Source organism: Ornithinimicrobium faecis, assembly GCF_023923225.1.
Lineage (GTDB): Bacteria > Actinomycetota > Actinomycetes > Actinomycetales > Dermatophilaceae > Ornithinicoccus > Ornithinicoccus faecis.
In genome coordinates this window covers 579,680-605,174 of record NZ_CP099489.1, presented here as the reverse complement: position 1 = coordinate 605,174, position 25,495 = coordinate 579,680, and the positions used below count along the sequence as shown (strand labels likewise).

Sequence of the window (25,495 nt, the reverse complement as noted above, 5' to 3'; positions counted from 1 at the left end):
GCGCGGTTGGACCGACCTGACGTCACAGGTCCTCGAGCATGCTGGCGAGGAACCGGCGGGCGTCCTCGTCGGTGTCGAGCTGCGGGAGGTCCTCGTCCTCCTCCCGGGCCTTGCGCACCAGGTGCCGGATCGCCGACCAGGGACTGGCCAGCCACGACAGGTCCATCAGCTCGTTGAACTGTGCCGCGGTGGCGACGCTGAGGTCGCCCTTGGCCACGTCGGCCGCCGCGTGCTCCGCCTGTGCCTTCTCGCGGTGCTCGATCAGCAACTCCTGCTGGCTCAGCCAGAGGTCAACCTGGTCGTCCACCAGCTCGTGCCGCTTGCGTCGCCAGGGGTTCCGGTCGATGAGTGCGTCGAAGATCCACTGCTCCTCGTCCCACCACCGGCCACTGGCACCGAACGTGATGGCGGGGCTCACGGTCGGCCAACCAGCCCCGACGGCTGGCAGTGCCGCGAAGGCCTCCTGCAGTGCACCCTGACCGCGGCCCCTCCAGAAGGGCCGGGCATCGACGGTGCGCACCACCTCGTGGAGACGGGAGCGGATCAGCTCGGCGCCCTCGCGGATCCGCGCCAGCTCCCGCTCGGGCGCACCGTTGCCCCGGGGGTCCTCGTCCAGGTGCGTCAGTCGGTCGGCGGCCTCCTCCGTCTCGCTGGTGAGCAGGTGGCGCAGTGGGATCCCGAGCGGCACCAGCAGGGGGGCGACGATGGGCTTCCAGAGCCCCCTGCCGACCACGCGCAGCGTCACCCGGAGCTGCTCCCCGGCCTCGGCTGGCGCCACGCGGGCCCGGACCTGCACCAGCAGCCAGTCAAGGGTGACCTCGATGTCCAGCAGGCGGTCCCGCTCGGGGACGAAAGACGCCTCGGCGCCCAGGTGCTTCAAGGTGCTCGTGGCACTCGCCGAGCCGCACGCGTCGAGGCCATCCACGCGGACCACGACACGACGTCGGGGGTTGGCGCTCTCCTGATATTCCAGATAGACGTCCCGCCGGTCGGGCCGCCCGCCGATGCCCCACGCGGCAGAGCCGACGACGCCGCCCTCTGGAGGAACCCAGTGATAGACCGCGCCGGGCCGCAGGTGCTCGCCGGAGACAAGTCGCACGTGCTCTCCGTCGACCTCGAACACCCCGGCCACATCCCCACCGCCACCGACCGCGCGGTCACCAATCGCGCCGCCACCGATTGGGCCATCACCGATCGCGCCGCCACCGACTGCATCCGCTGTGGCCGCACGCCACCAGGCATGGAACCCCTCATCGCTGGGCCAGGTCACCGGGGCCACCGCACTCCACCGCACCCGCTGATCCTGTCACCTGGGGCACCCACAGCGAGGCGGCTGCCGCGCTGTCACACTTGAGCATGCCGACCGACACCGACATCGCCCGCTGGCGACTGCGCAGCCAGGGCCTCGTCGCCCCAGGAGCTGGCGATGCCACGGGGGTGGTCTCGTCGCTGTTGGCCGTGCAGGCCGAGAACCCAGCCCAGTCCGCCTGGGCCGTGGCGACGCGGACGTCCACGCCTGATCCGAGCGATCTGGCCGCTGCCCTCGCCGACGGGCGCGTCCTGCGCACCCATGTGTTGCGCCCCACCTGGCACTACGTGTGCGCCGAGGACCTGTCCTGGCTCCTCGAGCTCACCGCCCCGCGGGTGCGACGCATCACCCGTCAGCAGTTGAGCGGCACCCACGGGTTGGATCAGCGGACCGTCGACCAGCTCACGGACGTCGTGCTGACGGCACTGGCCGACGAGCTGACGCGGACCCAGCTGGCCGATCTCCTCAGCGCGGCCGGTCACGAGCTGAGCAGTCACGCGCTGATGATCCTGCTGTCCGATCTCGAGCTGCAGGGGCTGGTGTGCAGCGGCGCCCCCGTGGAGGGAGTCCACACCTATGCCCGGCTCACCGACCGCGTGCAAACCCCTCGGCGCCTTGCTCGTGACGAGGCCCTCGCTGAGATCGCCCTGCGCTATGTGCGTGGGCACGGTCCGGTCACCGAGCGCGACCTGGCCTACTGGGCCACCCTCACGCTGACCGACGTCCGGGCCGGACTGTCCGCTGTCGCCCACCGACTCGCAACGTTTGAGCACGACGGTCGCACTTTTTGGCACGTCCCCGGCGAGGAGCCTCCGGCCGGCCCCCAGCGTCCGGCGGCACACCTTCTGCAGTTGCTGGACGAGACCTATCGCGGATATCAGGACTCGCGGATGGTCCTCGATGCGGCCGGCGTGGTGCCCCAGGGTCGTGAGGCCATGATCGGGATGGCCCTGGTGGACGGCCAGTTGGTGGCCGCCATGAAACGCACTCTCACCGACACCCGGGTCACCTTCGAGCTCCGGCCCCACGCGTCGTGGACACCTGACCACCTCGCCGACGTTGAGGATGCCGCCGCCAGGTGCGCCGCCTTCCTCGAGCGTCAGCCGGAGGTGCGGCTCGTCGGCTGACCGGGGCTCCGACGCCAGACTGGCTGCCGCCGGGCCTACTCCGCCAGGTCGAGCAACCTGTCGAGATCGAGCAGGCGCACGGTGCGTGACCCCCGCTGATCAATCACGCCGGAGTCCTGGAGTCGGCGCAGCCCCCTGCTCAGGGTCTCCGGCGTCGTGTCGAGCAGGGAGGCGATGTCCTTCTTGGCCAGCGGCAGCCGGATCGCGACCGTGCCGTCCGGCTCCCGGTGGGTGCGCAGGTCGACCAGATAGCGGGCCAGCCGCCCACCCACCTCCACCGAGGTGGCGGCGGCCAGGCGCTCCTCGGTCTGCTCGAGCCGGCGGCTCACCCCCTGCAGCATCCGCAACCCGATGCTCGGGTGCCGGGCGATCAGCACGCCGACGTCCTGGTGCCGGAAGACGCACATGCTGCCCGCCTCCAGCGCTGTCGCGAAATGGTCCGGCCGACCTCCAGTGAGGAAGGCCGACTCCCCGACAAACTCTCCGGGCTCGAGCACCCGGATGATCTGCTCCTGTCCCTCGGCGGAGATCCGGCTGATCTTGAGCAGCCCGGTGTGCACCACCATCAACTGGGACACGTCGTCACCGGCGGAGTAGATGCGGTCGCCGCGGGCGACCCGGGTGGGCTTGGCCAGCTCAGCCACCGCCACCTGCTCCTCGTGGGTCAGGGCCTGGAACAGCGGCACCCGCGCGACGCACAGGTCGTCGGATGGCTGCGTCACATCGGTGACCTCAAGCACGGCTGCCCTCCTGCTCTCCTCGTCCGGCGATCGCCGGCTCGATGCGGTCGGCCCGGGTGTAGGCATTCAGCGTCTCACCGCGGTTGAAGCCGATCACCGTCACACCGAGCTCGTCACCCAGCTCGACCGCGAGCGCGGAGGGCGCCGAGACGGCTGACAGCACGGGGATCCCCGCCATCGCGGCCTTCTGCACCAGCTCGAACGAGGCCCGCCCGGACACCTGGAGCACCGTGCCCCCCGCCGGCAGCCGCCCCTCCAGCAGGGCCCAACCGACCACCTTGTCGACCGCGTTGTGCCGTCCCACGTCCTCGCGCAGGCACACCAGCTCCCCGTCCACGAACAGCCCGGCCGCGTGCACCCCACCGGTCCGGTCAAAGACCGACTGCCCGGCCCGCAGCTGCTCCGGCAGACCCAGCAACACCTCGAGGGGGACGGTCAGGGAGTCCTGCGCCACGGCATACGGAGAGGTCTTGCGCACCGCCTCGATCGAGGCGGTGCCGCACACGCCACAGCTGCTGGAGGTGTAGACGTGGCGCTCCAGCGAGGCGTCCGGCAGGGGCACGCCCGCCGCGAGCCGCACGCCGACGACGTTGTAGTCACGCTCGCCGTCGGCACCGATGCCGGAGCGATAGTCCATCGAGGCGATCTGCTCACGGTCGACCACCACGCCCTCGCTGACCAGGAAGCCCGCCACCAGCTCGAAGTCGTGCCCCGGCGTGCGCATGGTGACCGTGAAGGGGCGATCACCGAGGCGCACCTCCAGCGGCTCCTCCCCCGCGAGGACGTCGGCACGCACGCGGGTGGCGCCGTCGCGCCCCAGGCGGGTCACCCGCCACGACCTGGTCACCCGTGCCATGACACACACCACCGGACCATCGCAGCCTCCCTCTCGCAGACTCAGCGTAGCCATGCCTGCGCGGACCCGGGCGTGGTGCTGCATAGGGTTCACCCCATGACTGAGCCCCAGCCCGTGGTGGAGATGTGGAGCGACGGCGCCTGCAAGGGCAACCCCGGTGTTGGTGGGTGGGGCGTGTGGATGCGATCTGGCCGTCATGAGCGCGAGCTGTGCGGCGGGGCGGAGCTGACGACCAACAACCAGATGGAGCTGCAGGCTGTGATCGAGGGGCTGCGGGCCCTGAAGGTGCCGTGCGAGGTGACGCTGCACGTCGACTCGTCCTATGTCATGAACGGCATGAAGACCTGGATCGCGGGCTGGAAGCGCAATGGCTGGAAGACGTCGGCCAAGAAGCCGGTCAAGAACGTGGAGCTGTGGCAGTCGCTCGACACCGAGGTCGGCCGGCACACCGTGCACTGGGTCTGGGTCAAGGGCCACTCGGGCGACCCGGGCAACGAGCGCGCCGACGAGCTCGCCAACAAGGGCGTCGACGAGATCCGGGCGCACTCGTAGCTGGATCTGCACTAACGGGCACTGACTAGCCGCAAAACGGACAGTGAGTGGCCGTTTCTGCACCGATCGCACAACGTCGGGCACGATGGAGCCTGTGACCACCACGCGTGCAGAACCCTCGCCCGTTGCCGCTGTCGTCTTCGACATGGACGGCGTCCTAACTGACACCGAGACCATCTGGGACGAGGTGCGGCGCGGGCTGGCAGCGCAGGACGGCGTGCCCTGGCCCGAGGGGGCCACCGAGGCCATGATGGGTATGTCGACACCTGAGTGGGCGCAGTTCCTCGCCTCTGAGGTCGGCATCAGTGGGGACCCTGCCGAGCGCACGCTGGAGGGGATGGCGGCGCGTTATCGGGAGCACCTGCCGACGCTGCCGGGAGCCGTGGAGGCTGTGCAGCGCCTGGCTGCGCGTTGGCCGCTGGCGCTCGCGTCGTCCTCGGCCCGGCGCCTGATCGACACCTCGCTCGCGACCCTCGGCATCACCGACCGGTTCGAGGTCTCGGTGTCCACGGAGGAGGTCGCCCGCGGCAAGCCCGCCCCCGACGGCTTCCTGCGTGCCTGTGAGCTGCTCGGTGTGGAGCCCGCGCGGGCCGTGGCCATCGAGGACTCCAGCAACGGGCTGCGGTCAGCGTCCGCCGCGGGCATGCGGGTGATCGCCGTCCCCCACGAGGCCTTCCCTCCCGCTGCCGATGCCCTGGCGCTCGCCGATGTGGTCGTGCGCAACCTCGACGAGGTCACCGTGGACCTGGTGGCGGGGCTGGCTGCTGGGCGCGAGCGCCCATGAGCCTGCTGGACGAGGTGCTGACTGACCTGGGGGCCGAGTCCGACGCCCTGGATGGCGTCGTCGCGCCCCTGGACGACCTCGGCTGGCGGACCCAGACTCCCGCCGAGGGGTGGGACGTGGCCACGCAGATCGCGCACCTGGCCTGGACGGATGAGGCCACGGTGGCCGCCGCGACGAGCAGCCCGGCCTGGGACCAGCTCGTGACAGATGCCCACGATGATCTCGGCAGCCTGGTGGACCGGGCCGCGACGGCCGGGTCCGAAGCCGGGCCCACCGAGATCCTGTCCCGCTGGCGCCGGTCACGGGCGGCCGTGAGCGAGGCTCTCCGTGCGGTGCCGCGCGGCACCAGGATCCCCTGGTTCGGGCCACCCATGGGTGCCACGTCGGCGGCGACAGCACGGTTTATGGAGACCTGGGCACACTCGGTCGATGTGCACGAGGCCCTCGGGGTCGAGCCTCCCCGCACGGACCGGGTCCGGCACGTCGCCCTCCTGGGTGTGCTGACCCGAGCATTCGCGTTCACGGTCCACGACCGGCCCGCCCCCGAGGAGCCGGTGTTCGTCTCGCTGACGCTGCCCTCCGGTGCCCAGTGGACCCACGGAGAACCGGGCGCCACCAACGTGGTGAGCGGATCGGCACACGACTTTGCCCTGCGGGTGACGCAGCGACGGCACCGGGCCGACCTCGACCTGGTCGCGGAGGGTCACGTCGCCGACGAGTGGCTGGATCTCGCCCAGGCGTTCGCGGGACCACCCGGACCAGGTCGGCCCCCTGTGGACAACTCCTGACGGAAGAGCGTCCAACTCCGCATACTGGCGGCCATGTTCCGAGGAGGGCACTATGGGAGTCATGCCGACGCTGCCGATGAGCCGGTCACTGACCCTCGAGGACTTCGAGGCCGTTCGTGACGTCGAGGACGGCCACCGATACGAGCTCATTGACGGGGTGCTCGTCGTGACTCCCTCACCAGTGCCCGTGCACCAGCGGGTCGTCACCCGGGTGTGGCAGCTCCTGAGCCAGGACGCCCCACCGGGCCACGAAGCTTTCGTGGCCCCGCTCGACATCCGCCTCGCGGTCGACACCGTCGTCCAGCCGGACATCCTCGTCGCCGCCGCAGCAGCGATCGGTGCTCGTCGCCTTGACGGAGTCCCGGTGTTGGCCGTCGAGGTGCTCTCCCCCAGCACTCGGCACTTCGACCTCAGCCTGAAGCACTCGCGCTACGAGGAGGCCGGTTGCCCGAACTACTGGGTGATCGACCCGCACGAGCCTTCACTGCGTGCCTGGCACCTGACCCGTGACGGTTATCACCTGGTCGCGCACGTCGTCGGTGACGAGGTGGCCGAGCTGGCCGATCCGTGGCCACTGCGCATCATCCCCAGAGCACTCACCAATGAGCCCTGACCCCTGGGGCCGGACTCCGTCACCCGGCCCACGGCATACGGCAGATCAGGTGTCGTGCGGGAAGGAAACGTGTCCCGACGTGTCCCGCACCGGTTCACCCCCGGCGGCCCCGGAGCGGCGGTAGAAGACCACCGCCACGGCCAGGCCGCCCCAGACCACGATGATGGCCAGCAGCAGGAAGGCGATCGCCATGCCGGTCATTGGACCTCCTCCAACTCGTCGTCCTCCGTCAGGTCGTCCGGATCAAACGCCGCATCCTCTTCCGCCCGGCCCCTGCGCCCGGGGATGAGCGCGAAGACGACGGCGAAGACGATCGCGAAGCCGACCACGCCCCAACCCATCAGGTTCAGATACCAGGTGGGATAGCCCGCATAGCCATCGACGAGCAACGAGTAGCCCGTCGAGCCCAGCATGATGATGAGCATCGCCGGCACGACCACGGCGATGAGCCAGTGCCACCAGACACCGATCTGGAAGGCGGAGACCCGGTTGAGGTGCGCCCGCAGTGTCGGCAGCTTGCGCACGCCCCACGCGACGACCAGGGTCATCACGATCGCCGAGGTGATGATGCCGATCTCGTTGATGTATTTGTCGACGGTGTCCAGCGTGTAGAGGCCCGTGGTGGTCGCGAACAGCAGGATCGAGATGGTGCCGCAGACACCGACGACCAGGGCCGAGGCAGCAGCCCGCCCGATGGCGAACTTCTCCTGGAGCGCCGCCACGACGACCTGGGAGATCGAGATCATCGAGGTGAAGCCCGCCAGCACCAGAGAGCCGAAGAACAGCACGCCAAAGATCGGGCCACCGGGCATCATCGAGATGATCTGCGGGAAGGTCACGAAGCTGAGGATCGGGCCGGTCAGGCCCTCCAGCTCGTTGACGCCGACCCCGCTCTGGGCGGCCATGAAACCCAGCGTCGCGAACACGCCGATGCCGGCCAGGATCTCGAACGAGGAGTTGGCAAAGCCAGCGACCAGCCCGGTCGTGGTCAGGTCAGACTTGCGCTTCAGATAGCTGGAGTAGGTGATCATGATGCCGAAGGCGATCGACAGCGAGAAGAAGATCTGACTGTAGGCCGCCAGCCACACATCGGTGTTGGTGAGTTGGCTGAAGTCGGGCGTGAACAGAGCGTTCAGGCCCTCCATCGCACCGTCGAGGAACAGGGCGCGCACCACCAGGATCGCGAACAGGATCACCAGCAGGGGCAGGAACCACTTGTTGGCCCGCTCGACCCCGCTCTGCACGCCCAGCACCATCACGACCAGCACGACGAGCCAGGCCAGCAGGAGCGGCAGCAGCAGGTGGCCGACGATGTCCAGGCTGAGCCCGGGTTCGGGGGCGAGCTCGAGGTAGGTGCCGGTGAAGAAGGCGGTCGGGTCCTCGCCCCAGGCCTCCGTGACAGAGAAGACCGTGAAGCTCATGGCCCAGGCGAGGATGACGCCGTAGTAACACATGATGACGAACGAGATCGCGACCTGGAACCAGCCCAGTGCCTCCCCGCCCTTGAACAGGCGACGGAAGACGGTGGGCGCCGAGCCCTGATAGCGGTGGCCGAGGGCGTAGTCCAGGAAGAGGATCGGGATGCCCGCGGTGAGCAGCGCCACCAGATAGGGGATCAGGAACGCACCGCCGCCGTTCTCATAGGCCACGCCGGGGAACCGCCAGATGTTGCCCAGACCGACCGCCGAACCGATCGCGGCCAGCAGGAACCCGGTCTGTCCCGACCAGTGCTCACGCTTGGTTGCCTTCGCCATAGGGGCAGTGTCCTCCCAAACCGTCCCGCCGTCCAGAGGATCCAGGATCGCCCGAGATTCCGGCACGAGTTCACCGTCAGCGCACGGCGACCACCGGGACGTCGTGCTCGGCGCCCCAGGCCTCCCACTCCTGCGCATCTCGCTCAAGGAAGGCCTCGGCGAGCGCCTCGTGGGTGCCCTCGACGTCGAGCAGCTCCTGGGTCCGGGTCCAGAAGTGCGGCTCCAGCGCCGCGAGCGCGACCCGCCCCGACCGAGCCGGATAGATGTTGTAGGACGGACTGCCGCCGCCGAGGACGCCACCCGGTCCGGTGAGTCCGTGCCGCAGCGGCTCCCCCAGGTCGCGGGCCGACTCGATGAGCCCCACCTCGGCATACCCGCCGGTGCCGTGCAGCTCCACCTCGCGCAGGGAGAGCACCACCTCGGTGACCACGCGCTCGGCACAGGACAGGTCCGCGAGCAGCACCCGCGGCAGCTCGGTGCCCGAGGCGAGCAGACCGGCCTCCGCCTGATAGGTCAGGTCGTGCCCGGCCTCCTCCGCCCGGTCGCCGGTGGCGCCGACGATCGCGACCCAGGCGAGTCGGGGCCAGCGCTGCGCGACGCTCTCCGGCGTCAGCCCGAGGCGGGCGAGCGCCGCCGGTCGGGAGGACGTCAGCAGCACGTGCGCCCCGTCGAGCAGCTCGGCGAGCCGATCCTGGCCGGCCGCGTCCTTGAGGTTGAGTTGGAGGGTCTCCTGGTCGCGCGTCAGGTCGTCGACCAGAGCGGGCGCGACAGCGCGCAGGATGTCGCCGCCGGGCCCCTCCACCCGCACCACGTCGGCACCCTCGCGGGTGAGTCTGCGGGCGGCGACCGGTCCGGGCAGGGTCCCGGCCAGGCTGACGACACGGATGCCGGCGAGGCGGCCCGTCCGCACGCTCCCGTCGCTCATGCGTCGGCTCCGGCCGGGGACGGCACGGGACGCAGCGCGTGCCGGATCAGCGCGTGCAGGGTCACCAGACCGTCGCGGGACAGGACCGACTCGGCGTGGCCCTGGATCGAGGCGATGCCCGGACCGCGCAGCCCCACGACTCCGTGCTCGGCGTGGGCGGCGACCTCCAACGCGACGTCGGTGCCGCCGCGGGTGAGTCGCGCGGTGCCCGGGCGGGCCACGAAGGTGTTGTAGAAGCCGATCCGCGCCGGAGTGCCCCACAGGTCGACCGCGAGCTGCACGCCCTGGTTGGGGCGCTCCAGCTTGGTGATCTTCAGACCCGCCAGCCGGGACAGCACCTGGTGGCTGAGGCACACCGCGAGCAGCGGTCGGGCTGCCTCGAGCCGTGCCGCCATGAGCTGGCGCAGTTGCGCCAGCCGGGCGTCGCTCGGATCGTCGGGGTCACCCGGACCGGGACCGAACAGCACCAGATCAGGCTCCAGCACGTCCTCCACCTGCACGGTGTCCCAGCGGCGCACCTCGGCGGTCATGCCCACGTGGCGCACCTGGTGAGCCAGCATCTGGGTCCACCTGTCCTCGGCATCGATGACCAGCACGGAGCGTCCGGCCAGGTCAGGATCGGGACGCGCACCCTGCGGCGAGAGCCAGAAGGCGGCCAGCGACTCGTTGCGGGCCTCGAGGGCATCGGCCACGCCGGGCAGGTCCCGCAACACCGGGGTGTGGCTCGGCTCGCGCCGCGGGCGCAGCCCCAGGGCGGCGAGCATCCCACTGGCCTTGGCGGTGGTCTCGGCCACCTCCGAGGTCGGATCGGAGTGGCGCACCAACGTGGCACCCGCACTGACCCGCACCTCGCCGGCGTCGTCGAGGTGTGCGGCGCGGATCAGGATCGGGGCATCCAGTGCCTCCGGGCCGACGGGGGCGCCGTTGCCCGGCTCCCGCTCGAACAGCGCCAGCACCCCGGAGTAGTAGCCCCGCCCGTCCGGCTCGTGCCGCCGGATGACGGCGCACGCGTTCTCCATCGGCGAACCCGTCACGGTGGGCGCAAACATCGTCTGCCGCAACACATCCCGAGGGTCCGCCGTCGACCGTCCGTCGAGCAGATACTCGGTGTGCGTCAGGTGCGCCATCTGCTTGAGGTAGGGCCCGGTGATCCGCCCTCCCGTGGAGCACACCTGGGCCATCATCTTCATCTCCTCATCGACCACCATGAAGAGCTCCTCGGTCTCCTTGGTGTCGGCGATGAACTCGCGGAAGGCACCCTCCACGTCGGCGCCGTCGCGCGGGTGCCGGAACGTGCCGGAGATCGGGTTCATCTGCACCCGCCCGTCGCGCACGCTCACGTGCCGCTCCGGGGTCGCGCCCACCAGTGTGTGACCCGGCGTGTGCACCGCAAAGGTCCAGTAGGTCCCGCGCTCATCGGTCAGCAGCGTGCGGAACCAGGTCAGCGCGGCGCTCGCGGGGGCGGTGTCCGTGTGGGCCACGACGTCGCGGCGGATCACGAAGTTGGCGCCCTCGCCGTTGCCGATCTCGTCCTCGATCACCGAGGTGACGATCTCGGCATACGCCTCGTCCGTGACGCTGAACCGCTCGCCAGTCACCTCCACAGGATCAGAGGGCAGTATGCCGAGGAGCAGGTCGAGCGGGATCCGCTCGGTCTGCGTGGCGACCAGGACGCGCAACGGCGTGCCGTCATCGTGGGCATCGAACCCGCGCTCGGTGATCTGCCGGAACGGCACCATGGCCAGCACGGGCGTCGCCGCCGTGGCGGTTGGGATGTCGGCGAGCAGGTCGACGTCCCGCACGTCGCCGACGAGGAGTTCGACCTCCGGTCCCACCTCGCGCCACAGCAGCGCCCAGGACAACCCTGCGGGGTCGGCGAGGACACGGTCGAGCAAGGGGTGCACGGTCGGCATGGGGGTGATCCTGTCACCTGGCGGGAGGCTATCGTCAACAGGCCGTTTCATGTAACGTTGCCGCATGGCATCCACCCAGGACCGCGTGCGTCGTCACCGTGCGAAACTGCGCAGGCAGGGGCTTCGACCGGTTCAGATCTGGGTGCCCGACGTCAGGGCCCCAGAGTTCACAGCCGAAGCACATCGCCAGGCCGCGGCAATCGCCGCGAGCGAAATGGAGTCTGAGGACCAAGCCTTCGTCGACGCCATCTCCTGGGAGTGGGACGAGCCGGAGCAGTCTCGGTGAGGCGTGGCGAGATCTTCACCGCCGCCGCACGCGGTCCCTACACGGGCAAACCGCGCCCCGTCGTCGTCATTCAGGACGACCGGTTCGACGCCACGGCATCAGTGACTGTGTGCCCAGTCACGACGAACCCGGTGGAGGCGCCCCTGACACGCCTCATGATTCATCCCACGGAGCTGAACGGTCTCGACCAACCGTCCAGGCTGATGGTCGACAAGGTGATGACGATGCCGCGGACCGGCCTGCGCGAACGCGTGGGTCGCCTGACTGACGGCGACCTGGTGCGTCTCAACCGGGCCTTGATCGTCTTCCTTGGTCTGGCGGGATGATGACTGCCGTCGGGCCACGGCTACGGTGACAGCATGACGCTCCCCCGGCCCGACATCGACCCCGACGGACTCCTCGAGTTCTCCGTCGTCTTCACCGACCTGGCGCTCAACCACATGTCGAAGCGGTTCGTCGGCGTGATGCAGCAGCTCAACGAGGTGCTGACCACGACCTACGGCGCCGACGCCATGGCCGTCGTCCCCGGCGGCGGGACCTACGGCATGGAGGCGATCCTGCGCCAGCTGGCCACCGACCGGCGCTGCCTCGTCGTGCGCAACGGCTTCTTCTCCTACCGGTGGTCCCAGATCATCGAGGCCGGCGGGATCACCGACGATGTCACCGTGCTGACCGCCCGGCCGACGACGGACTCCAGCCCCTCCGCGTGGGCACCGCCGCCGGTGGAGGAGGTCGTCGCCGCCATCGCCGAGCAGCGCCCGGCGTTGGTCCTCGCCGCGCACGTCGAGACCGCTGCGGGGATCGTGCTGCCCGACGACTACCTGCGCGAGGTGGCCCGCGCGACGCGCGAGGTCGGCGGGCTGTTCGTGCTGGACTGCATCGCCTCGGGCGCACTGTGGGTGGACATGCGCGACATCGGCGTCGATGTCCTCATCACCGCACCGCAGAAGGGGTGGAGCGGCAGCCCGGGCGCGGCCTACGTGATGGTCAACGACCGCGCGCGCACGGCGATCCACGAGACCACGTCGACGAGCTTCTCGGCCGACCTCAAGAAGTGGCTGTCCATCGCCGAGGGCTATGTCGAGGGCCAGCACGCCTATCACGCGACCATGCCCACCGACACGATCGCTCGGAACCTCGAGGTGATGCTCGAGGCGCGAGAGCACGGCCTGCCGGAGCTGCGCAGGGCGCAGGAGGAGCTCGGCGGCAGGGTCCGGGCGCTGCTCGCCGAGCGCGGCTTCGCCTCGGTGGCGGCCGAGGGGTTTGCCGCTTCCACCGTCGTCGTGGTGCACACCGACGACCCCGGCCTCAGGTCGGGACAGAAGTTCGCCCAGGCCGGGCTGCAGATCGCCGGCGGCGTCCCCCTCATGTGCGGCGAGCCGGAGAGTTGGTCCACGTTCCGCCTCGGCCTGTTCGGCCTGGACAAACTGGGCGACGTGGACGGCACGGTGACCCGACTGGCCGACGGGCTGGACCGCGCCCTGGCGATCTAAGCCACAGACACCGGCGAGGTCGGCGACGCACCCTGCGGTCGACGCCGAGATGAGCCCTGGGCGCAGGGATCAGGTCAGACCTCGAACCCTGTCTCGCGGATCGCCTTGGCCGGCACGCCCGCAACGATCGTGTTGGCGGGCACATCCTTGGTCACCACTGCACCAGCACCCACGACCGCGCCGTCGCCGATGGTCACGCCGGGCACGACCGTGACGGACGCGCCGAGCCAGACCTTGGTGCCGATCACGATCGGGGCCGGGAGCATGTCTCCGCGCCGGTCCGGGTCCATGCCGTGGTTGAGCGTGGTCAGGGTGCTGCCGTGGCCGATCAGCGAGCCGTCGCCGATCGTGATGCCGCCGGTGTCCTGGAACCGGCACCCCATGTTGATGAAGACACCCTTGCCGAGGCGCAGGTTCAGGCCGAACTCGCTATAGAACGGTGGGAACAGCGCCACCGACTCATCAACTGGGGCTCCCGTGAGCTCGGACAGCAGCGCCCGCACCTCCTCTGGAGTGCGATAGCCGCCGTTGAGCTCGCCCACGATCCGCAGTGCCTCCTGCGCTCGGGCGTGCATGACCTCGTGCGCCGGCGAGCCCGCCTCCACCAACGCTCCGCTGTTGACGTGGTCGAGGAAGCCCTGGATGTCCATGGCAACCATCCTGTCACCGCCGGGTGCCACCATGTCGGGCATGGATGCGAGCGAGCTGTTGACCCGTTTGTGTGAACTGATCGAGGCACGCCGGTGGGACGACCTGCCGGCCCTGCTGCACGACGACGTCGTCTGCCGCTATGTGCACACGGGCGAGGAGTTCGGCCGTGACGCCTGGGTCCGCCTGAACGCCGACTATCCCGGGTTTGACCACCTGGTGCTCGAGGATCTCGTGGGCGCTGGCGAGCGCGCCGTCGCGCGGTGCCACGTCACCGGTGCCAGCGATGCCTCCGGATCAGGCATGGACGGGCAGCTGCTGCACTTCGAGGTGGCCACCTTCATCAGTGCCCGCGACGGTCGGATCGCCGAGATGACGGAGGTCTGGACCGACGTGGCGCAGACGCCGCCGGAGGGCACCCGCCCGCAGTGAGGGAAGTTGTCGAACGCCTCGCAGGCCACGAGCGGGCAGCAGTGAGCTCAGTCGCGATGCGGCCCTCTGGGTCACGGTTGGTGACGCACCATCTCGACGACGCGTGAGAACGCGTCGGCGCCGTGCCCGGCGTCGACGGCCCGTCGCACGAGGTCGCGCATGTGGCGCGCAAGAGTGCCATCGAGGCCGGCCTCGTCGCTGGTGTGCACGATGTGGTCCAGTGCGGCGAGCTCCATCTCCAGGGTGTCCTCGGTCCCGTCGAACTGGTGCACATCCACGTCGGCGGCCAGTCCCTCCATCACGGTGCCACCCAGGGCGGCCATCTGCTGGGCGAACGGCAGGAACTCCCGCGCCGTGATCCCGGAGGCCGTGACCATGGCCGTGGCGTGCAGGAAGGACGTCATGGAGGCAAAGAAGATCTCGAGCATCGCGACGTCATAGAGCGCGGCCTGCCCGGGATCGGACCCGAGGTGGGTGGTCAGGCCCGCGAGCGGCCGCAGCCGATCCTGCGCTCGGTCGAAGGCCACCTGGTTGCCGCTGTAGAGGATCAGCGCCTCGGGATCACCGATCAACATGGTGGGCACCATGATCGCCCCGTTGAGATAGGTGATGCCCTGATCAGCCGCCCACGCCGCCGAGGCGCGCCCCTCTCCCGGGGTCGAGGACGAGAGATTGACGACGACACGACCCTCGTATGCCGAGGGATCCAGACCCCCGAGCACCTCACGGACCGCGTCATGGTCGCGCAGGCACACGATCACCAGATCGGAGGCGGCCACCGCGGCCTCGAGGCCGGGCGCGACCCGTGCACCCTCACCGGCCAGCGGCCGGGCGCGTTCACTGGTGCGATTCCACACGGTGGTCGGGACGCCCGCCCGCAGGAGGGCGCGGGCCAGGGCGATGCCCATCGAGCCGAGGCCGAGGACGGAGACGGGTGCGTGCTGTGTCGTCATGCATCAAGCGTGAGGCGGTATTGCCGATCTGACAAGTACCTACTAAATTGTCAGGTACGTACCTTTGAGTAAGTATGAGGGAGGAAACATGCCCGGTCCCGAGTTCCTGTGCGGTCTCGATGCCGCCATCGATGTGGTGGGTGGCAAGTGGAAGGCCCTGGTCCTGTGGGCGCTGAGCGTTGAGCCGCGGCGGACTGGTGAGCTGCGCCGCGAGCTGGACGGGGTCAGCGAGAAGGTGCTCATCCAGCAACTGCGCGAGCTGGAGCGCGACGGCATCGTGACGCGCACCGTGCACGATCAGGTGCCGCCCAAGGTGGTCTATTCGCTCACCCCACGCGGCGTCGCCCTGGACCGCGCCCTCGCCTCACTGGGCGAGTGGGGCGAGGAACACCGGGCCGACATCAGCGCCATCCGGAGAGCCAGCTGACGCGGCTCCTCGCTGGCGCCGGCCGCGAGCCCCCCGCGTGACCCTCAGCGGTCGCCGAGCTTGTCCTTCGTGGCCCACAACCCAGCCGACGGCGTGGAGATGTAGAAGACGCGCTCGCCGTCGGGCATCTCGTTCCAGCCGTCCTTCATGACGTCCGGGTTGTAGCGCTCCAGGGCCTCGTCGAGCGCCAGATAGCTGTAACCGACGGACTCGATCTCCTCCTGGGAGAGGGCTCCGGGGGCATAGGTGATGGTGAAGCGTCCCTCGGACGATCCGTGCACCAGGTGAGCCGTGCCGTGCGGGATGTCCTGCATGTCGGCCTGGGTCTTGTAGAGCTCAAGCACCTCGGACTGGCTCAGATAGCCATACTTGCGGATCAGCTCGTCCACCTCGGGCTGCTCACCGAAGCGCTCGACGCCGGGCGCGATCACCACCAGCTCCCCGCCGTCGGCGATCGCCATGCGGGTGCGATAGACCGCCTTGTTGGCCACCCAGGTGGCGCGGAACTCGTCGGCCTGCATGACGGCGACGATCTTGTCGACCGGCTCGTCGAAGGTGGTGATGTTCTGCGCCTTGCTGGCCCGCGCGGCATCCAGATAGGTGTCGAGGTCATCGCCAACGTAGACCCCGGTGTGCACCAGCTGACCGCCGTCGTCATAGTCCATGACGACCTGGAAGTAAACGTCCTTGAGGTCGCCCAGGAAGTGGTCCTCGGCATAGTTGAAGCAGTGCCGGACCGGGGCGATCAGGTTGCCCAGGTTGTTCTCGATGCCATAGACGGCCGAGGCCATGTGCGAGGCGCCGAGCAGTCGCTTGCCGCCGAGCCCGATGAAGTAGTTCTTGTTGTGGTTGGCGAAGCCGAGCACCTCGTGCGGCACGACGTGGCCGATGTTGATGATCAGGTCCCACTGCTCGGTCACCGTCATCGTGTTCAGGTCGATCGGGATCTCCCAGTCGACGGCGCCGCCCGTCTGCTCCTTGACGAACTCGGCGGGCACGGTGCCGACGTTGGTGACACCGTTTTTCCAGTCGTGGACGTGGATCTTGTCCTCGGGGATCGACCCGAACATCCACGTGTTGTCCTCAGGGGTGTGCGGCACGTGCTGGCCCAGGGTCGGGATGACGTGCACGTCGGCGCCCTGGCTCTCGAGCAGTTGATAGAAGGACTCGGTGATCCAGCCGACGCCGGCGTGGGCGCGGGTGATGTCCGGCGGGAGGAGCAGCACCCGGTTGAAGGCCGTGATGCCCAGGCGCTCCTGCGCCTCGGTGAGGGTCTGTTCGACCAGCTCCTCGATCGTCTCGCGGCTGATGGGCGTGGCCTCGTGGCTGAACCAGGTCATGGCGCCAACCTAGCCCTGGGGGCCGCAGGATTCTAGGGGGCCCCGCTCCAACCAGTCCACGGCGGCGTCCACCAGCTCCTCGGGGCTGAGCGCCAGGTCCAGCACGACGCCGACCTCGTCCTCCTGGAGTTCCTCAAGGATGGCGAACTGACTCGTGAGCAGGCTGGCCGGCATGAAGTGGTCGCGGTCGCGCATCCTGGCCTCGATCAGCTCGGCCGGACCGTGCAGGTGGATGAAGGCGACCTCGGTCTCCTGGGACAGCAGGTCGCGATAGCCGCGCATCAGTGCCGAGCATGCCAGGACCGTGGAGTTGCCCTGTCTGCCCTGCTCCGCCATCCAGGTGGCGAGGGTGCGCAACCAGGGACGCCGGTCGGCGTCGGTGAGGGGTATGCCGGCGCGCATCTTGTCGATGTTGGCTGCCGGGTGGAAGCTGTCGGCGTCGGCGAAGACCCACCCGACCCGTTCGGCCACCAGGGCGGCGATCGTGCTCTTGCCCGACCCGGAGACTCCCATCACGACGACGTGCCCCGTCACGACTCGAACTCACCCACCTGAGTCAGCACCTGGTCGATCAGGGACTGCGCCGGCTCCTCGATCCCCATCCACCCCAACACGGTCCGCACGGCCTCGGCGGGCTCGGCCTGGCCGAGTTGGCTCACCGTGTCCTGCTGGGCGTCGGTCACCGGTGCTCCGTGCCCGTGCAGGTGCGCGATCCAGGCCGCGACGGGTCGGGTCGCGCCCACTGGCACCTCGCCCTGGGCAGCCTCGGCGGCGAGCGCCGGACCGAAGCGGATCGGCACCTTCTGCGAGCCGTCCGCCGCGATCTGGGCGAGCAGGTGCTTGATGCGCTCGTTGGAGAAGCGCTCGACCAGCGCCTGGCGATAGGCCACCACGTCCTCGGCCTCGACCTCGAGGTGGCGGGCGGCGACGTCCCACCACTCCTCGACCCAGCCGCGCACCGTCTCGTCGGCGATGGCGGAGGAGACGGTCTCGTGCCCGAGGATCGAGGCGCCATAGGCCATCAGCGAGTGCGAGCCGTTGAGCAGCCACAGCTTGCGCTGCTCGTGCTTGCTCACGTCGTCGACGAACTGGGCACCGGGCCACTCGGGCCGTCCCCGGGGGAACTCACCCGCCAGCACCCACTCCGAGAACGGCTCGGTGACCACGACCTGGCTGTCCTGCACGGACAGCAGGTCCGCGACGGTCTCGCGGTCCTCGTCGGTCGCCCGCGGCGTGATGCGATCGACCATCGTGGTGACGACGGTGACGTTGCCCTCGATCCAGTCCAACAGCGTCGGGTCGACCTCGGTGGCGAGGTCGCGCACCACGCGGGCGACCATGGCGCCGTTGTCGGGCACGTTGTCGCAGGGCACCAGGGCGATCGGACCGGCGTCAGCGCTGGCTCGTGCGAGCAGACCGGCGACCAACCGACCCGGCGTGGTCCTCACCTCGTTGCTCTCCGGGTTGGCGCGCAACGCCTCGATGTCGGCGACGACGTCGGGGTCCTGCAGGTCCAGCCCACCGCCGGTGGCCCGGCGATAACCCGCCTCGGTGACCGTGCTGGTCACCAGGGCCAGCTCGGAGGATTCGAAACAGCCACGCAGCGCCTCGATGTCGTCCCCGGCGTGCACCGCACTGAGCGAGCTGATCACCTCGGGCCGGTCACCGTCGGGCTCGCGCACGAGCAGCGTGTAGAGGCCCTCCTGCTCAGCCAGCGCATTGGCGACCTCTGCACTGCGACCGGTGAATGCGGCATACCCCCACTCCGCGGAGTCCTGCGAGCGCTCCGTGAACCAGGCCTGGTGGGCCCGGAAGAAGTTGCCGACGCCCAGGTGGACCATGCGCACCGGGGCCGCGGGCCGTCCGTGCTCCTGTCGGGACAGCCGACCGCCGCCGGCCGCGGACTGTGGATCGCTCATGGTGTCCTCCCTCTCAGAGTTTGAACGCGGTGCTCGGGACCCTGGTGACCAGGTCGGTCGCGATCCGGTGGGCATCCTCCTCGCGCAGCCGGTGGTCGGCGACCAGCCGGGCCAGGAAGGCGCTGTCCAGACGGCGCGACATGTCGTGCCGTGCCGGGATCGAGCAGAACGCCCGGGTGTCGTCGATGAAGCCGGACGTGCGATAGAAGCCGATCGTGTCGGTCACGGCCGAGCGATAGCGGCCGATCGCCTCGGGAGCGTCGAGGAACCACCAGGGGGCACCGGCAAACACGCTCGGATAGAACCCGGCCAACGGCGCGATCTCCCGGCTGAAGACGGTCTCGTCGAGGGTGAAGAGCACCAGCTGGAAGCCGTCCGCGGTGCCGAAGCGGCCCAGCAGCTCGCGCAGACCGCGGGTGAACTCCACCTGGATCGGGATGTCGTGACCGGAGTCCGGTCCGTGCGCGTCCAGCGTTGGCTGGTGATGGTTTCGGAACGACCCCGGGTGCAGCGTCATCACCAGGCCGTCCTCGGTGGCCATCCGGGCCATCTCGACCAGCATGTGCCGCCGCAGGGCCGTGGACTCCTCCTGCGTCGCGGTGCCCGCGAGCGCCGCGGTGTAGATGCGGCTGGCCTCGGACTCCTCCAGGGTCAGGGTCACGACGTCGGCATGGCTGTGGTCGCTGGAGACCGCGCCGTGCTCGACGAAATAGCGGCGCCGGTTCTCCAGAGCGCGGACATATCCCGCATACGACGCCGTGTCCTCCCCCGAGACCTCGCCAAGTCGGGCGACCAGGTCCGCGAAGTCCGACCTGCCGGGCTCGAGATACTTGTCGGGCCGGAAGGTCGGCATCACCCGGGGGCCAAAGGAGTCGTCGGCGGCGAGGGCGGCATGGTGGGACAGGTCGTCGCACGGGTCGTCGGTGGTGGCCAGCACTGATATGCCGAAGCGGTCCATCAGCGCCCGCGGCCGGAAGTCCTCCCCCGCGATGACCTCGGCGATCCGGTCATAGCTGGACTGCGCGGTCTGCTCCGAGAGCGGCTCGGTGACACCAAAGATGCCGACCAGCTCGTCCTCGAGCCAATAGCGCACGGGCGTGCCCAGGAACAGGTCCCAGTGCCGGCACAGGTGCTCCCACGCACGGCGGGCACCGGCCTCATCGAGCTCGGCGCCACCCACGCCCAGCTCGGCCAGCGGCACCCCGGCCGCGTGCAGCATCCGGAAGATGTAGTGGTCCGGGGACAGCAACAGCGAGGTGGGGTCCGTGAACGGGGTGTCCTTGGCCAGCCACTCCGGCGGCACGTGGCCGTGCGGGCTGATGATCGGCAGGCCCTTCACCGACGCATACAGGTCTCTGGCGATGCCCCGCGTGCCGGGGTCGCCGGGAAGGAGCCGGTCCGGGTGCAACTGGGCTGTGGGCGACATGACGCAATCCAACCCGATAACGCGCGGGAGTTCTAGGGCGAGGGGCAACTGGTGGCAACCCGTTGTGACCGCGAGGGCTGCGTCGTAGCCTCCTTGCCTTGTGGTCCGAACCCGGCCAGAGTGGCCTCCTAGGACCAGCACCGCACACCCAGGAGGGCCCGATGGCCGCTGCAGACACCCCGCTCGCCCAGGTTGGCGTCATCGGACTGGCGGTGATGGGCAGCAACCTGGCCCGCAACTTCGCCTCCCGTGGCCACACCGTGGCGGTCTACAACCGCACCGTCGCCAAGACGGAGACGTTCAGCGCCGACTTCGGCCAGGACGGCACCTTCGTGGCCGCGCCGACGCTCGAGGAGTTCGTCGCGGCGCTGGAGCGGCCGCGCAAGGTCATCATCATGGTCCAGGCCGGCGCGGGCACCGACGCCGTCATCGAGCAGCTGATCCCGCTGCTGGAGCAGGACGACATCGTGGTGGACGGCGGCAACGCGCACTACGAAGACACCCGCCGGCGTGAGGCCGCTCTGCGTGAGGTCGGGCTGCACTTCGTGGGTGCTGGCATCTCCGGCGGTGAGGAGGGCGCGCTGCTCGGCCCGAGCATCATGCCCGGCGGCAGCCCCGAGTCCTATGCCGCCCTCGGCCCGCTGCTGGAGGACATCTCCGCCAAGGTCGACGGCGAGCCGTGCTGCGCCTACATGGGCACCGACGGCGCCGGCCACTTCGTGAAGATGGTGCACAACGGCATCGAGTATGCCGACATGCAGTTCATCGCCGAGGCCTACGACATCCTCACCGCGGCCGGGATGACCGCCCGCGAGATCTCCGACGTCTTCCGGCAGTGGAACATCGGCGACCTGGACTCCTACCTGATCGAGATCACCTCCGAGGTGCTCGACCAGGAGGTGGATGGCACGCCCCTGGTCGAGGTCATCATGGACCAGGCCGAGCAGAAGGGCACCGGACGCTGGACCGTGCAGATCGCCCTCGAGCTGGGCGTGCCGGTCAACACCATCGCCGAGTCGGTCTTCGCCCGCTCCACCTCGGGTCACAGCGCCCTGCGCGAGGCCTCGCAGGGTCTGACCGGCCCGGACCGCACGATCTCGGTGGACGACCGCACGGCGCTCGTGGACGCGGTGCGCGCGGCACTGTGGTCCTCCAAGGTCGTCGCCTACGCCCAGGGACTGGACCAGATCCGCACTGCCAGTGCGCAATACGGCTGGGACGTCAACATCTCCGAGGTGGCCCGCATCTGGCGGGGCGGCTGCATCATCCGCGCCAAACTGCTGGAGCGGATCCGCCAGGAGTATGCCGGGGCGAACCTGGCCACCCTCCTCGCCGCCCCCAGCGTGGCCGCCGACCTGGGCAACTCCCAGGACGCCTGGCGGCACGTCGTCGCGGTCGCGACGGGCGCCGGGGTGCCCGCGCCCGGCTTCTCGGCCGCGCTGGCCTACTACGACACCGTGCGCTCGGAGCGGCTGCCGGCGTCCCTGGTGCAGGGGCTGCGCGACTTCTTCGGCGCCCACACCTATCAGCGCATCGACAAGCCCGGCACCTTCCACACCCTGTGGTCCGGTGACCGCAGTGAGGTGGAGATCTAGAGTGACGCAGGTGCCCCAACTCCTCCCCGTCGTCGCGGTGACCCAGGGCGCGAGCGGCCCTCCCCTGCAGATCGCCGATCGGGTCGACGCCCACCAGGACGTCTCCCCCGAGGTCGCCGCGCTGATCGCCCGCGTGGCCGAGCACCTGCCCGGCGAGGGCCGGTTGGGCGTGGCCTACTCCGGCGGCGTGGACTCCACCACCCTCCTGGCCGTCGCCGTTCGTGAGCTGGGCGCGGACCGGACTGTCGGCATACTCGGCATCTCCCCGAGCCTGGCCACCGCCGAGCGGGCGGCCGCCCACGACATCGCCAGCCAGATCGGGGTCGGTGTCGTCGAGGTGGCCACGGATGAGGGGTCGTCGGAGGCCTATCGCGCCAACGGTCCGGACCGGTGCTTCCACTGCAAGGACGAGCTGTTTGCGCGCATCGGTGACGACGTCGTGGCCGCGCACGGGCTGGCGGCGGTGAGTTATGGCGAGAACGCCGACGACGCCATCCGTCCGGACCGTCCCGGTGCCCGGGCCGCGACCGAGCACCTAGTGCTGCGGCCGCTGGCCGACGCGGGGCTGACCAAGGCCGACGTGCGGGCCGTGGCGGCCGCCCTGGGGCTGCCCAACGCGGACAAGCCGGCGGCGCCGTGCCTGGCCTCGCGCATCCCGCACTTCAAGGAGGTCACCCCCGAGAAGTTGACCCAGATCGATCGGGCCGAGGCTGCCGTGCGGGCGCTGGGCTTCTCGGACTGCCGGGTGCGCCATCACGACGACGTCGCCCGGCTGGAGCTGACCGACCACGAGCTGGCCCGCGCCGCCGACCCGCAGGTGCGTGCCGCGCTGGTCGAGGGCGTGCAGGCTGCTGGTTTCCGGTTCGTGGCCCTGGACCTGGTCGGCATCCAGTCCGGTGCCTTCACCATGCCCCTGGTCACTCGTGGCTGACCCCCACCCCGACCGAGCGCACGGTGTGGCGCCCACAGACCTGACCGAGCGCGTCGTGTTGCGGGAATCGGCCCCACCGAGCGCGTCGGATGACAGTCTCGAGGGCATCGCCGAGTTCGATTTCGGCCGGGCCGCGCGTCGCGGCTATCCCGAGGCCGTCCTGTGCGAGGGCAAGACGATGGACCACCTGGTCGCGATCGCGCGCGCGGTCGGCGAGCGCGGCGCGGACGACCCGGAGGCGTTGGGCACGATCCTCTTCACCCGTGCCACGGCGGAGCAGGCAGAGGCCGTATGCCGTGAGCTCACCGGAGCCATCCACGACCCAGTGGCGCGGATGGTTGCCTGGCCGGGGCCCGTGCCGGAGCCGAGCGGCGGCACGGTCCTGGTGCTCTGTGCCGGGACGGCCGACATCCCCGTCGCCCGTGAGGCGTGGCTGACGGCGCAGCATCTCGGGCGCCCGACCGAGCTCGTGGTCGATGTGGGCGTCGCGGGACTGCACCGGATCCTGGCCCGGGTCGACCAGATCGCTGCTGCCTCGGCCATCGTGGTCGTGGCCGGCATGGATGGCGCGCTGGCCAGCGTGGTCGCAGGGCTCGCATCGGCCCCGGTCATCGGGGTGCCCACGTCGGTCGGCTATGGCGCAGCGTTCGAGGGCCTGGCACCACTGCTGTCGATGCTCAACGCCTGCTCTCCCGGCGTGGCCGTCGTCAACATCGACAACGGCTATGGCGCTGGGCACATGGCGGCCCAGATCGCGGCCACCGGCTGACCGGACCCGACCACGATCGCCGGCCCCACGGCATACGGCGCGCTCGGTGGGGGGAAGACTCAGGCGCCCACGCGCTCGGTGGGGCAAGATCTCGCTACTCGGCGATCAACCCGAGCATGTTCGGGATCCACAGCGAGAGCGGCTCGATATAGATCACCAGCAGGAGTCCGCCAACCAGGGCCAGCAAGAACCAGATCAGCTTGCCGACGACTGGCTCGATGCCCATCCCGGCGACCCGCGCTCCGACGAAGAGCACGTTGCCGACGGGCGGGGTGATCACGCCGATGGACAGCGCATAGACGATCATCGTGCCGAAGTGCACCGGGCTCATGTCGAAGGTCGTGACGATCGGCAGGAAGATCGGTGTGAAGATCAGGATGGCCGGGGTCGGGTCCATGAAGGTGCCGACCATCAGCAGGATGATCATCATCAGGAACAAGATGATCTGTGGGCTGTCGGTCAGGCCGAGCAGCCCGTCGGAGACCGCGTCGGGGATGTGCGAGAAGGACATCACGAACGACAGTGCCGTCGAGACACCGACCAGCAGCATGATGATGGCCGTCGTGCGGGCGGCATCCAGCAGGGCCTTGGGCAGGTCGGACCACTTGATGGTGCGATAGATGAAGCCCAGGACCAGGCAGTAGACGACCGCGATGGCCGAGGACTCGGTGGCGGTGAAGATGCCACCGACGATGCCGCCGATCACGATGATGATCATCAGCAGCGAGGGCACGGCCCGCCAGATCACCAGCATCGAGTCCTTGAACGAGACCGACGCCGTCTCCTGGGGGGTGCTGTACTTCTTGTAGGTCAGCATCACCACGAGGATGCAGGCGCCAGCCCAGATCAGGCCCGGGATGATGCCGGCCATGAACAGCGCGGAGATGGAGGCACCACTGACCAGTGAGTAGACGATGAAGGTGTTGCTCGGCGGGATGAGCATGCCTGCGGGGGCAGACGCGACGTTGACCGCTGCCGACCACTTCGGGTCGTAACCGTCCTCCTTCATCCGCGGTGTCATCACCGTGCCGATGGCTGCTGCGGCAGCGACCGCCGCGCCGCTGACGGCGCCGAACATCGCGTTGGCCACGACGTTGGTGTTGGCCAGGCTGGCTGGCGTCTTGCCCACCATGACCTTGGCGGCGTCGATGAGCCTGCCGGCGATGCCGCCAGTGTTCATCAGGACGCCGGCGAGCACGAAGAACGGAATCGCCAACAGGGTGAAGGAGTTGATGCCGGTGAACAATCGTTGGCTGGAGACCAGCGCGGCCTTCTCAAAGTCGAGGAGCACGACCGCTGCGAAGAACGTGCCGAGACCGATGCTGACGGCGATCGGCACCGAGAAGATGATGCCGAGGACGATCGTGCCGACCAGAACGGTGGCTGCGAGAGCGATGGGGTCCATGGGTCACACCATCTGGGGGTCTTGGTCGGTGTCGATGGCTTCCTCGGCGCCCCGCAGGACGGCTTGGAGGTGGTAGATCGCGTAGAACGTGATCAGCACGCCGGTGATCGGCATCGCCAGATACATCACGCCGACCTGGGTCGGCAGGGCGCTCAGCGACTGGTTCCAGGCGCCGTTCGAGGCGCGGACGCCGCCATAGACCAGGACAGCGAGGGCAAAGAAGATGATCGCCAGCTGCACGACGACGGCCACGACCTTGCGCGGTTTCGTCGAGAACTTCGTGACCACAAAGTCGACCGCGATGTGCCCTCGCTCAGAGAAGACGAGGGCGGTCGCGAACAGCCCCACCCACACGAACGTGTAGCGGGCCAACTCCTCGGTCCAGGCACTGGGTGAGTTGAGCACCTGACGGGTGAAGACCTGCCAGACGACAACCACCACCAACAGCGCGAACAGCACGACCGAGGCGCCCTGCAGCACCCGATCGAGTCCCTTCTTGATGGGTTCCAC

The 25,495-nt window shown here is 69.4% G+C and carries 28 protein-coding genes; 13 read left to right on the top strand and 15 right to left on the bottom strand.

Features of this window, described 5'->3' with window-relative positions; genetic code table 11:
- Positions 1 to 22: 22 nt before the first annotated feature.
- Positions 23 to 1,270, bottom strand: coding sequence for a hypothetical protein (locus NF556_RS02805; RefSeq protein ID WP_252593986.1), 1,248 nt, complete (start codon positions 1,268 to 1,270; stop codon positions 23 to 25).
- An 86-nt stretch (positions 1,271 to 1,356) separates the two neighbouring features.
- Between NF556_RS02805 and NF556_RS02800 the strand changes: the two genes are divergently transcribed.
- A complete protein-coding gene (locus NF556_RS02800) occupies positions 1,357 to 2,436 on the top strand; it encodes a winged helix DNA-binding domain-containing protein (protein ID WP_252593985.1) in 1,080 nt (359 codons plus the stop codon).
- Between the two features lie 35 nt (positions 2,437 to 2,471).
- Here the strand turns inward: NF556_RS02800 and NF556_RS02795 are convergent, their stop codons facing one another.
- A complete protein-coding gene (locus tag NF556_RS02795; RefSeq protein ID WP_252593984.1) occupies positions 2,472 to 3,158 on the bottom strand; it encodes a Crp/Fnr family transcriptional regulator in 687 nt (228 codons plus the stop codon).
- Positions 3,159 to 3,168: 10 nt separating this feature from the next.
- Positions 3,169 to 4,032, bottom strand: a complete 864-nt coding sequence (gene fdhD / locus NF556_RS02790) for a formate dehydrogenase accessory sulfurtransferase FdhD (RefSeq protein WP_252593983.1) — start codon at positions 4,030 to 4,032, stop codon at positions 3,169 to 3,171.
- A 96-nt stretch (positions 4,033 to 4,128) separates the two neighbouring features.
- Here fdhD and rnhA point away from each other — a divergent pair, with 96 nt between their 5' ends.
- The 4 genes from rnhA (at position 4,129) to NF556_RS02770 (ending at position 6,769) form a co-directional block, all read left to right on the top strand.
- A complete protein-coding gene (gene rnhA / locus NF556_RS02785) occupies positions 4,129 to 4,584 on the top strand; it encodes a ribonuclease HI (protein WP_252593982.1) in 456 nt (151 codons plus the stop codon).
- Positions 4,585 to 4,678: 94 nt separating this feature from the next.
- Positions 4,679 to 5,368 (top strand): HAD family hydrolase, encoded by a 690-nt coding sequence (locus NF556_RS02780; RefSeq protein WP_252593981.1) that lies wholly within the window; start codon positions 4,679 to 4,681, stop codon positions 5,366 to 5,368.
- Entirely contained in the window at positions 5,365 to 6,156 is a 792-nt protein-coding gene (locus tag NF556_RS02775; RefSeq protein ID WP_252593980.1) for a TIGR03084 family metal-binding protein, read from the top strand. The genes NF556_RS02780 and NF556_RS02775 overlap by 4 nt, the downstream gene beginning before the upstream one ends.
- Before the next feature lie 52 nt (positions 6,157 to 6,208).
- Positions 6,209 to 6,769 carry a Uma2 family endonuclease gene (locus NF556_RS02770; protein ID WP_252593979.1) on the top strand — a complete coding sequence of 187 codons (561 nt, stop codon included), beginning with the start codon at positions 6,209 to 6,211 and terminating at the stop codon, positions 6,767 to 6,769.
- Between the two features lie 45 nt (positions 6,770 to 6,814).
- Here the strand turns inward: NF556_RS02770 and NF556_RS02765 are convergent, their stop codons facing one another.
- The 4 genes from NF556_RS02765 to NF556_RS02750 form a co-directional block, all read right to left on the bottom strand.
- A complete protein-coding gene (locus NF556_RS02765) occupies positions 6,815 to 6,970 on the bottom strand; it encodes a MetS family NSS transporter small subunit (protein ID WP_252593978.1) in 156 nt (51 codons plus the stop codon).
- Positions 6,967 to 8,523 carry a sodium-dependent transporter gene (locus NF556_RS02760; protein ID WP_252593977.1) on the bottom strand — a complete coding sequence of 519 codons (1,557 nt, stop codon included), beginning with the start codon at positions 8,521 to 8,523 and terminating at the stop codon, positions 6,967 to 6,969. The genes NF556_RS02765 and NF556_RS02760 overlap by 4 nt, the downstream gene beginning before the upstream one ends.
- A gap of 76 nt (positions 8,524 to 8,599) precedes the next feature.
- Positions 8,600 to 9,448 carry a CoA transferase gene (locus NF556_RS02755; RefSeq protein ID WP_252593976.1) on the bottom strand — a complete coding sequence of 283 codons (849 nt, stop codon included), beginning with the start codon at positions 9,446 to 9,448 and terminating at the stop codon, positions 8,600 to 8,602.
- The gene (locus NF556_RS02750; protein WP_289781773.1) at positions 9,445 to 11,361 is read right to left on the bottom strand and encodes a chorismate-binding protein; all 1,917 of its coding nucleotides are present in this window, start codon (positions 11,359 to 11,361) and stop codon (positions 9,445 to 9,447) included. The genes NF556_RS02755 and NF556_RS02750 overlap by 4 nt, the downstream gene beginning before the upstream one ends.
- A gap of 64 nt (positions 11,362 to 11,425) precedes the next feature.
- Here NF556_RS02750 and NF556_RS02745 point away from each other — a divergent pair, with 64 nt between their 5' ends.
- The 3 genes from NF556_RS02745 to NF556_RS02735 are packed head-to-tail and all read left to right on the top strand — an operon-like array spanning position 11,426 to position 13,140.
- The gene (locus tag NF556_RS02745) at positions 11,426 to 11,647 is read left to right on the top strand and encodes an antitoxin MazE family protein (RefSeq protein ID WP_252593975.1); all 222 of its coding nucleotides are present in this window, start codon (positions 11,426 to 11,428) and stop codon (positions 11,645 to 11,647) included.
- Positions 11,644 to 11,973: a type II toxin-antitoxin system PemK/MazF family toxin gene (locus NF556_RS02740; RefSeq protein ID WP_252593974.1), complete on the top strand. Its 330-nt coding sequence runs from the start codon at positions 11,644 to 11,646 to the stop codon at positions 11,971 to 11,973. Before NF556_RS02745 ends, NF556_RS02740 begins: the two co-directional genes overlap by 4 nt.
- A 33-nt stretch (positions 11,974 to 12,006) precedes the next feature.
- Positions 12,007 to 13,140: an aminotransferase class V-fold PLP-dependent enzyme gene (locus NF556_RS02735; protein ID WP_252593973.1), complete on the top strand. Its 1,134-nt coding sequence runs from the start codon at positions 12,007 to 12,009 to the stop codon at positions 13,138 to 13,140.
- A gap of 74 nt (positions 13,141 to 13,214) precedes the next feature.
- Here NF556_RS02735 and NF556_RS02730 read toward each other — a convergent pair whose 3' ends face one another.
- Entirely contained in the window at positions 13,215 to 13,790 is a 576-nt protein-coding gene (locus NF556_RS02730) for a DapH/DapD/GlmU-related protein (RefSeq protein WP_252593972.1), read from the bottom strand.
- Here NF556_RS02730 and NF556_RS02725 point away from each other — a divergent pair.
- Positions 13,783 to 14,220 carry a nuclear transport factor 2 family protein gene (locus tag NF556_RS02725; RefSeq protein WP_252593971.1) on the top strand — a complete coding sequence of 146 codons (438 nt, stop codon included), beginning with the start codon at positions 13,783 to 13,785 and terminating at the stop codon, positions 14,218 to 14,220. The two genes, NF556_RS02730 and NF556_RS02725, sit on opposite strands and share 8 nt — an antisense overlap.
- Before the next feature lie 71 nt (positions 14,221 to 14,291).
- On the opposite strand, the gene NF556_RS02720 is transcribed toward NF556_RS02725, so the two are convergent.
- Positions 14,292 to 15,173, bottom strand: coding sequence for an NAD(P)-dependent oxidoreductase (locus NF556_RS02720; protein WP_252593970.1), 882 nt, complete (start codon positions 15,171 to 15,173; stop codon positions 14,292 to 14,294).
- A gap of 88 nt (positions 15,174 to 15,261) precedes the next feature.
- Here NF556_RS02720 and NF556_RS02715 point away from each other — a divergent pair, with 88 nt between their 5' ends.
- Positions 15,262 to 15,600 (top strand): winged helix-turn-helix transcriptional regulator, encoded by a 339-nt coding sequence (locus tag NF556_RS02715; protein WP_252593969.1) that lies wholly within the window; start codon positions 15,262 to 15,264, stop codon positions 15,598 to 15,600.
- Between the two features lie 44 nt (positions 15,601 to 15,644).
- Here the strand turns inward: NF556_RS02715 and NF556_RS02710 are convergent, their stop codons facing one another.
- The 4 genes from NF556_RS02710 to uxaC are packed head-to-tail and all read right to left on the bottom strand — an operon-like array spanning position 15,645 to position 20,285.
- Positions 15,645 to 16,940, bottom strand: a complete 1,296-nt coding sequence (locus NF556_RS02710) for a nickel-dependent putative hexonate epimerase (protein ID WP_252593968.1) — start codon at positions 16,938 to 16,940, stop codon at positions 15,645 to 15,647.
- Between the two features lie 9 nt (positions 16,941 to 16,949).
- Complete coding sequence (locus NF556_RS02705) at positions 16,950 to 17,474, bottom strand: gluconokinase (RefSeq protein ID WP_252593967.1); 525 nt, start codon at positions 17,472 to 17,474, stop codon at positions 16,950 to 16,952.
- Positions 17,471 to 18,859, bottom strand: coding sequence for a mannitol dehydrogenase family protein (locus tag NF556_RS02700; protein ID WP_252593966.1), 1,389 nt, complete (start codon positions 18,857 to 18,859; stop codon positions 17,471 to 17,473). The genes NF556_RS02705 and NF556_RS02700 overlap by 4 nt, the downstream gene beginning before the upstream one ends.
- Positions 18,860 to 18,872: 13 nt before the next feature.
- A complete protein-coding gene (gene uxaC / locus NF556_RS02695) occupies positions 18,873 to 20,285 on the bottom strand; it encodes a glucuronate isomerase (RefSeq protein WP_252593965.1) in 1,413 nt (470 codons plus the stop codon).
- A gap of 161 nt (positions 20,286 to 20,446) precedes the next feature.
- Between uxaC and gndA the strand changes: the two genes are divergently transcribed.
- The 3 genes from gndA to larB are packed head-to-tail and all read left to right on the top strand — an operon-like array spanning position 20,447 to position 23,580.
- Complete coding sequence (gndA, locus tag NF556_RS02690) at positions 20,447 to 21,880, top strand: NADP-dependent phosphogluconate dehydrogenase (protein ID WP_252593964.1); 1,434 nt, start codon at positions 20,447 to 20,449, stop codon at positions 21,878 to 21,880.
- 10 nt (positions 21,881 to 21,890) lie between these two features.
- Positions 21,891 to 22,811 (top strand): ATP-dependent sacrificial sulfur transferase LarE, encoded by a 921-nt coding sequence (gene larE, locus NF556_RS02685; protein ID WP_332460651.1) that lies wholly within the window; start codon positions 21,891 to 21,893, stop codon positions 22,809 to 22,811.
- Between the two features lie 25 nt (positions 22,812 to 22,836).
- Entirely contained in the window at positions 22,837 to 23,580 is a 744-nt protein-coding gene (larB, locus tag NF556_RS02680) for a nickel pincer cofactor biosynthesis protein LarB (protein WP_252593963.1), read from the top strand.
- Positions 23,581 to 23,674: 94 nt separating this feature from the next.
- Here larB and NF556_RS02675 read toward each other — a convergent pair whose 3' ends face one another.
- Positions 23,675 to 24,985 carry a TRAP transporter large permease gene (locus NF556_RS02675; protein ID WP_252593962.1) on the bottom strand — a complete coding sequence of 437 codons (1,311 nt, stop codon included), beginning with the start codon at positions 24,983 to 24,985 and terminating at the stop codon, positions 23,675 to 23,677.
- A 3-nt stretch (positions 24,986 to 24,988) separates the two neighbouring features.
- Positions 24,989 to 25,495, bottom strand: coding sequence for a TRAP transporter small permease (locus NF556_RS02670; protein ID WP_252593961.1), 507 nt, complete (start codon positions 25,493 to 25,495; stop codon positions 24,989 to 24,991).

Excerpts from the sequence above, each read along its gene's own strand:
- NF556_RS02800 (WP_252593985.1), top strand. The coding sequence starts at position 1,357 with ATGCCGACCGACACCGACATCGCCCGCTGGCGACTGCGCAGCCAGGGC.
- fdhD (WP_252593983.1), bottom strand. The coding sequence starts at position 4,032 with ATGGCACGGGTGACCAGGTCGTGGCGGGTGACCCGCCTGGGGCGCGAC.
- rnhA (WP_252593982.1), top strand. The coding sequence starts at position 4,129 with ATGACTGAGCCCCAGCCCGTGGTGGAGATGTGGAGCGACGGCGCCTGC.
- NF556_RS02775 (WP_252593980.1), top strand. The coding sequence starts at position 5,365 with ATGAGCCTGCTGGACGAGGTGCTGACTGACCTGGGGGCCGAGTCCGAC.
- NF556_RS02770 (WP_252593979.1), top strand. The coding sequence starts at position 6,209 with ATGGGAGTCATGCCGACGCTGCCGATGAGCCGGTCACTGACCCTCGAG.
- NF556_RS02765 (WP_252593978.1), bottom strand. The coding sequence starts at position 6,970 with ATGACCGGCATGGCGATCGCCTTCCTGCTGCTGGCCATCATCGTGGTC.
- NF556_RS02760 (WP_252593977.1), bottom strand. The coding sequence starts at position 8,523 with ATGGCGAAGGCAACCAAGCGTGAGCACTGGTCGGGACAGACCGGGTTC.
- NF556_RS02755 (WP_252593976.1), bottom strand. The coding sequence starts at position 9,448 with ATGAGCGACGGGAGCGTGCGGACGGGCCGCCTCGCCGGCATCCGTGTC.
- NF556_RS02750 (WP_289781773.1), bottom strand. The coding sequence starts at position 11,361 with ATGCCGACCGTGCACCCCTTGCTCGACCGTGTCCTCGCCGACCCCGCA.
- NF556_RS02745 (WP_252593975.1), top strand. The coding sequence starts at position 11,426 with ATGGCATCCACCCAGGACCGCGTGCGTCGTCACCGTGCGAAACTGCGC.
- NF556_RS02735 (WP_252593973.1), top strand. The coding sequence starts at position 12,007 with ATGACGCTCCCCCGGCCCGACATCGACCCCGACGGACTCCTCGAGTTC.
- NF556_RS02725 (WP_252593971.1), top strand. The coding sequence starts at position 13,783 with ATGTCCATGGCAACCATCCTGTCACCGCCGGGTGCCACCATGTCGGGC.
- NF556_RS02730 (WP_252593972.1), bottom strand. The coding sequence starts at position 13,790 with ATGGACATCCAGGGCTTCCTCGACCACGTCAACAGCGGAGCGTTGGTG.
- NF556_RS02720 (WP_252593970.1), bottom strand. The coding sequence starts at position 15,173 with ATGACGACACAGCACGCACCCGTCTCCGTCCTCGGCCTCGGCTCGATG.
- NF556_RS02715 (WP_252593969.1), top strand. The coding sequence starts at position 15,262 with ATGCCCGGTCCCGAGTTCCTGTGCGGTCTCGATGCCGCCATCGATGTG.
- NF556_RS02710 (WP_252593968.1), bottom strand. The coding sequence starts at position 16,940 with ATGACCTGGTTCAGCCACGAGGCCACGCCCATCAGCCGCGAGACGATC.
- NF556_RS02700 (WP_252593966.1), bottom strand. The coding sequence starts at position 18,859 with ATGAGCGATCCACAGTCCGCGGCCGGCGGCGGTCGGCTGTCCCGACAG.
- uxaC (WP_252593965.1), bottom strand. The coding sequence starts at position 20,285 with ATGTCGCCCACAGCCCAGTTGCACCCGGACCGGCTCCTTCCCGGCGAC.
- gndA (WP_252593964.1), top strand. The coding sequence starts at position 20,447 with ATGGCCGCTGCAGACACCCCGCTCGCCCAGGTTGGCGTCATCGGACTG.
- NF556_RS02675 (WP_252593962.1), bottom strand. The coding sequence starts at position 24,985 with ATGGACCCCATCGCTCTCGCAGCCACCGTTCTGGTCGGCACGATCGTC.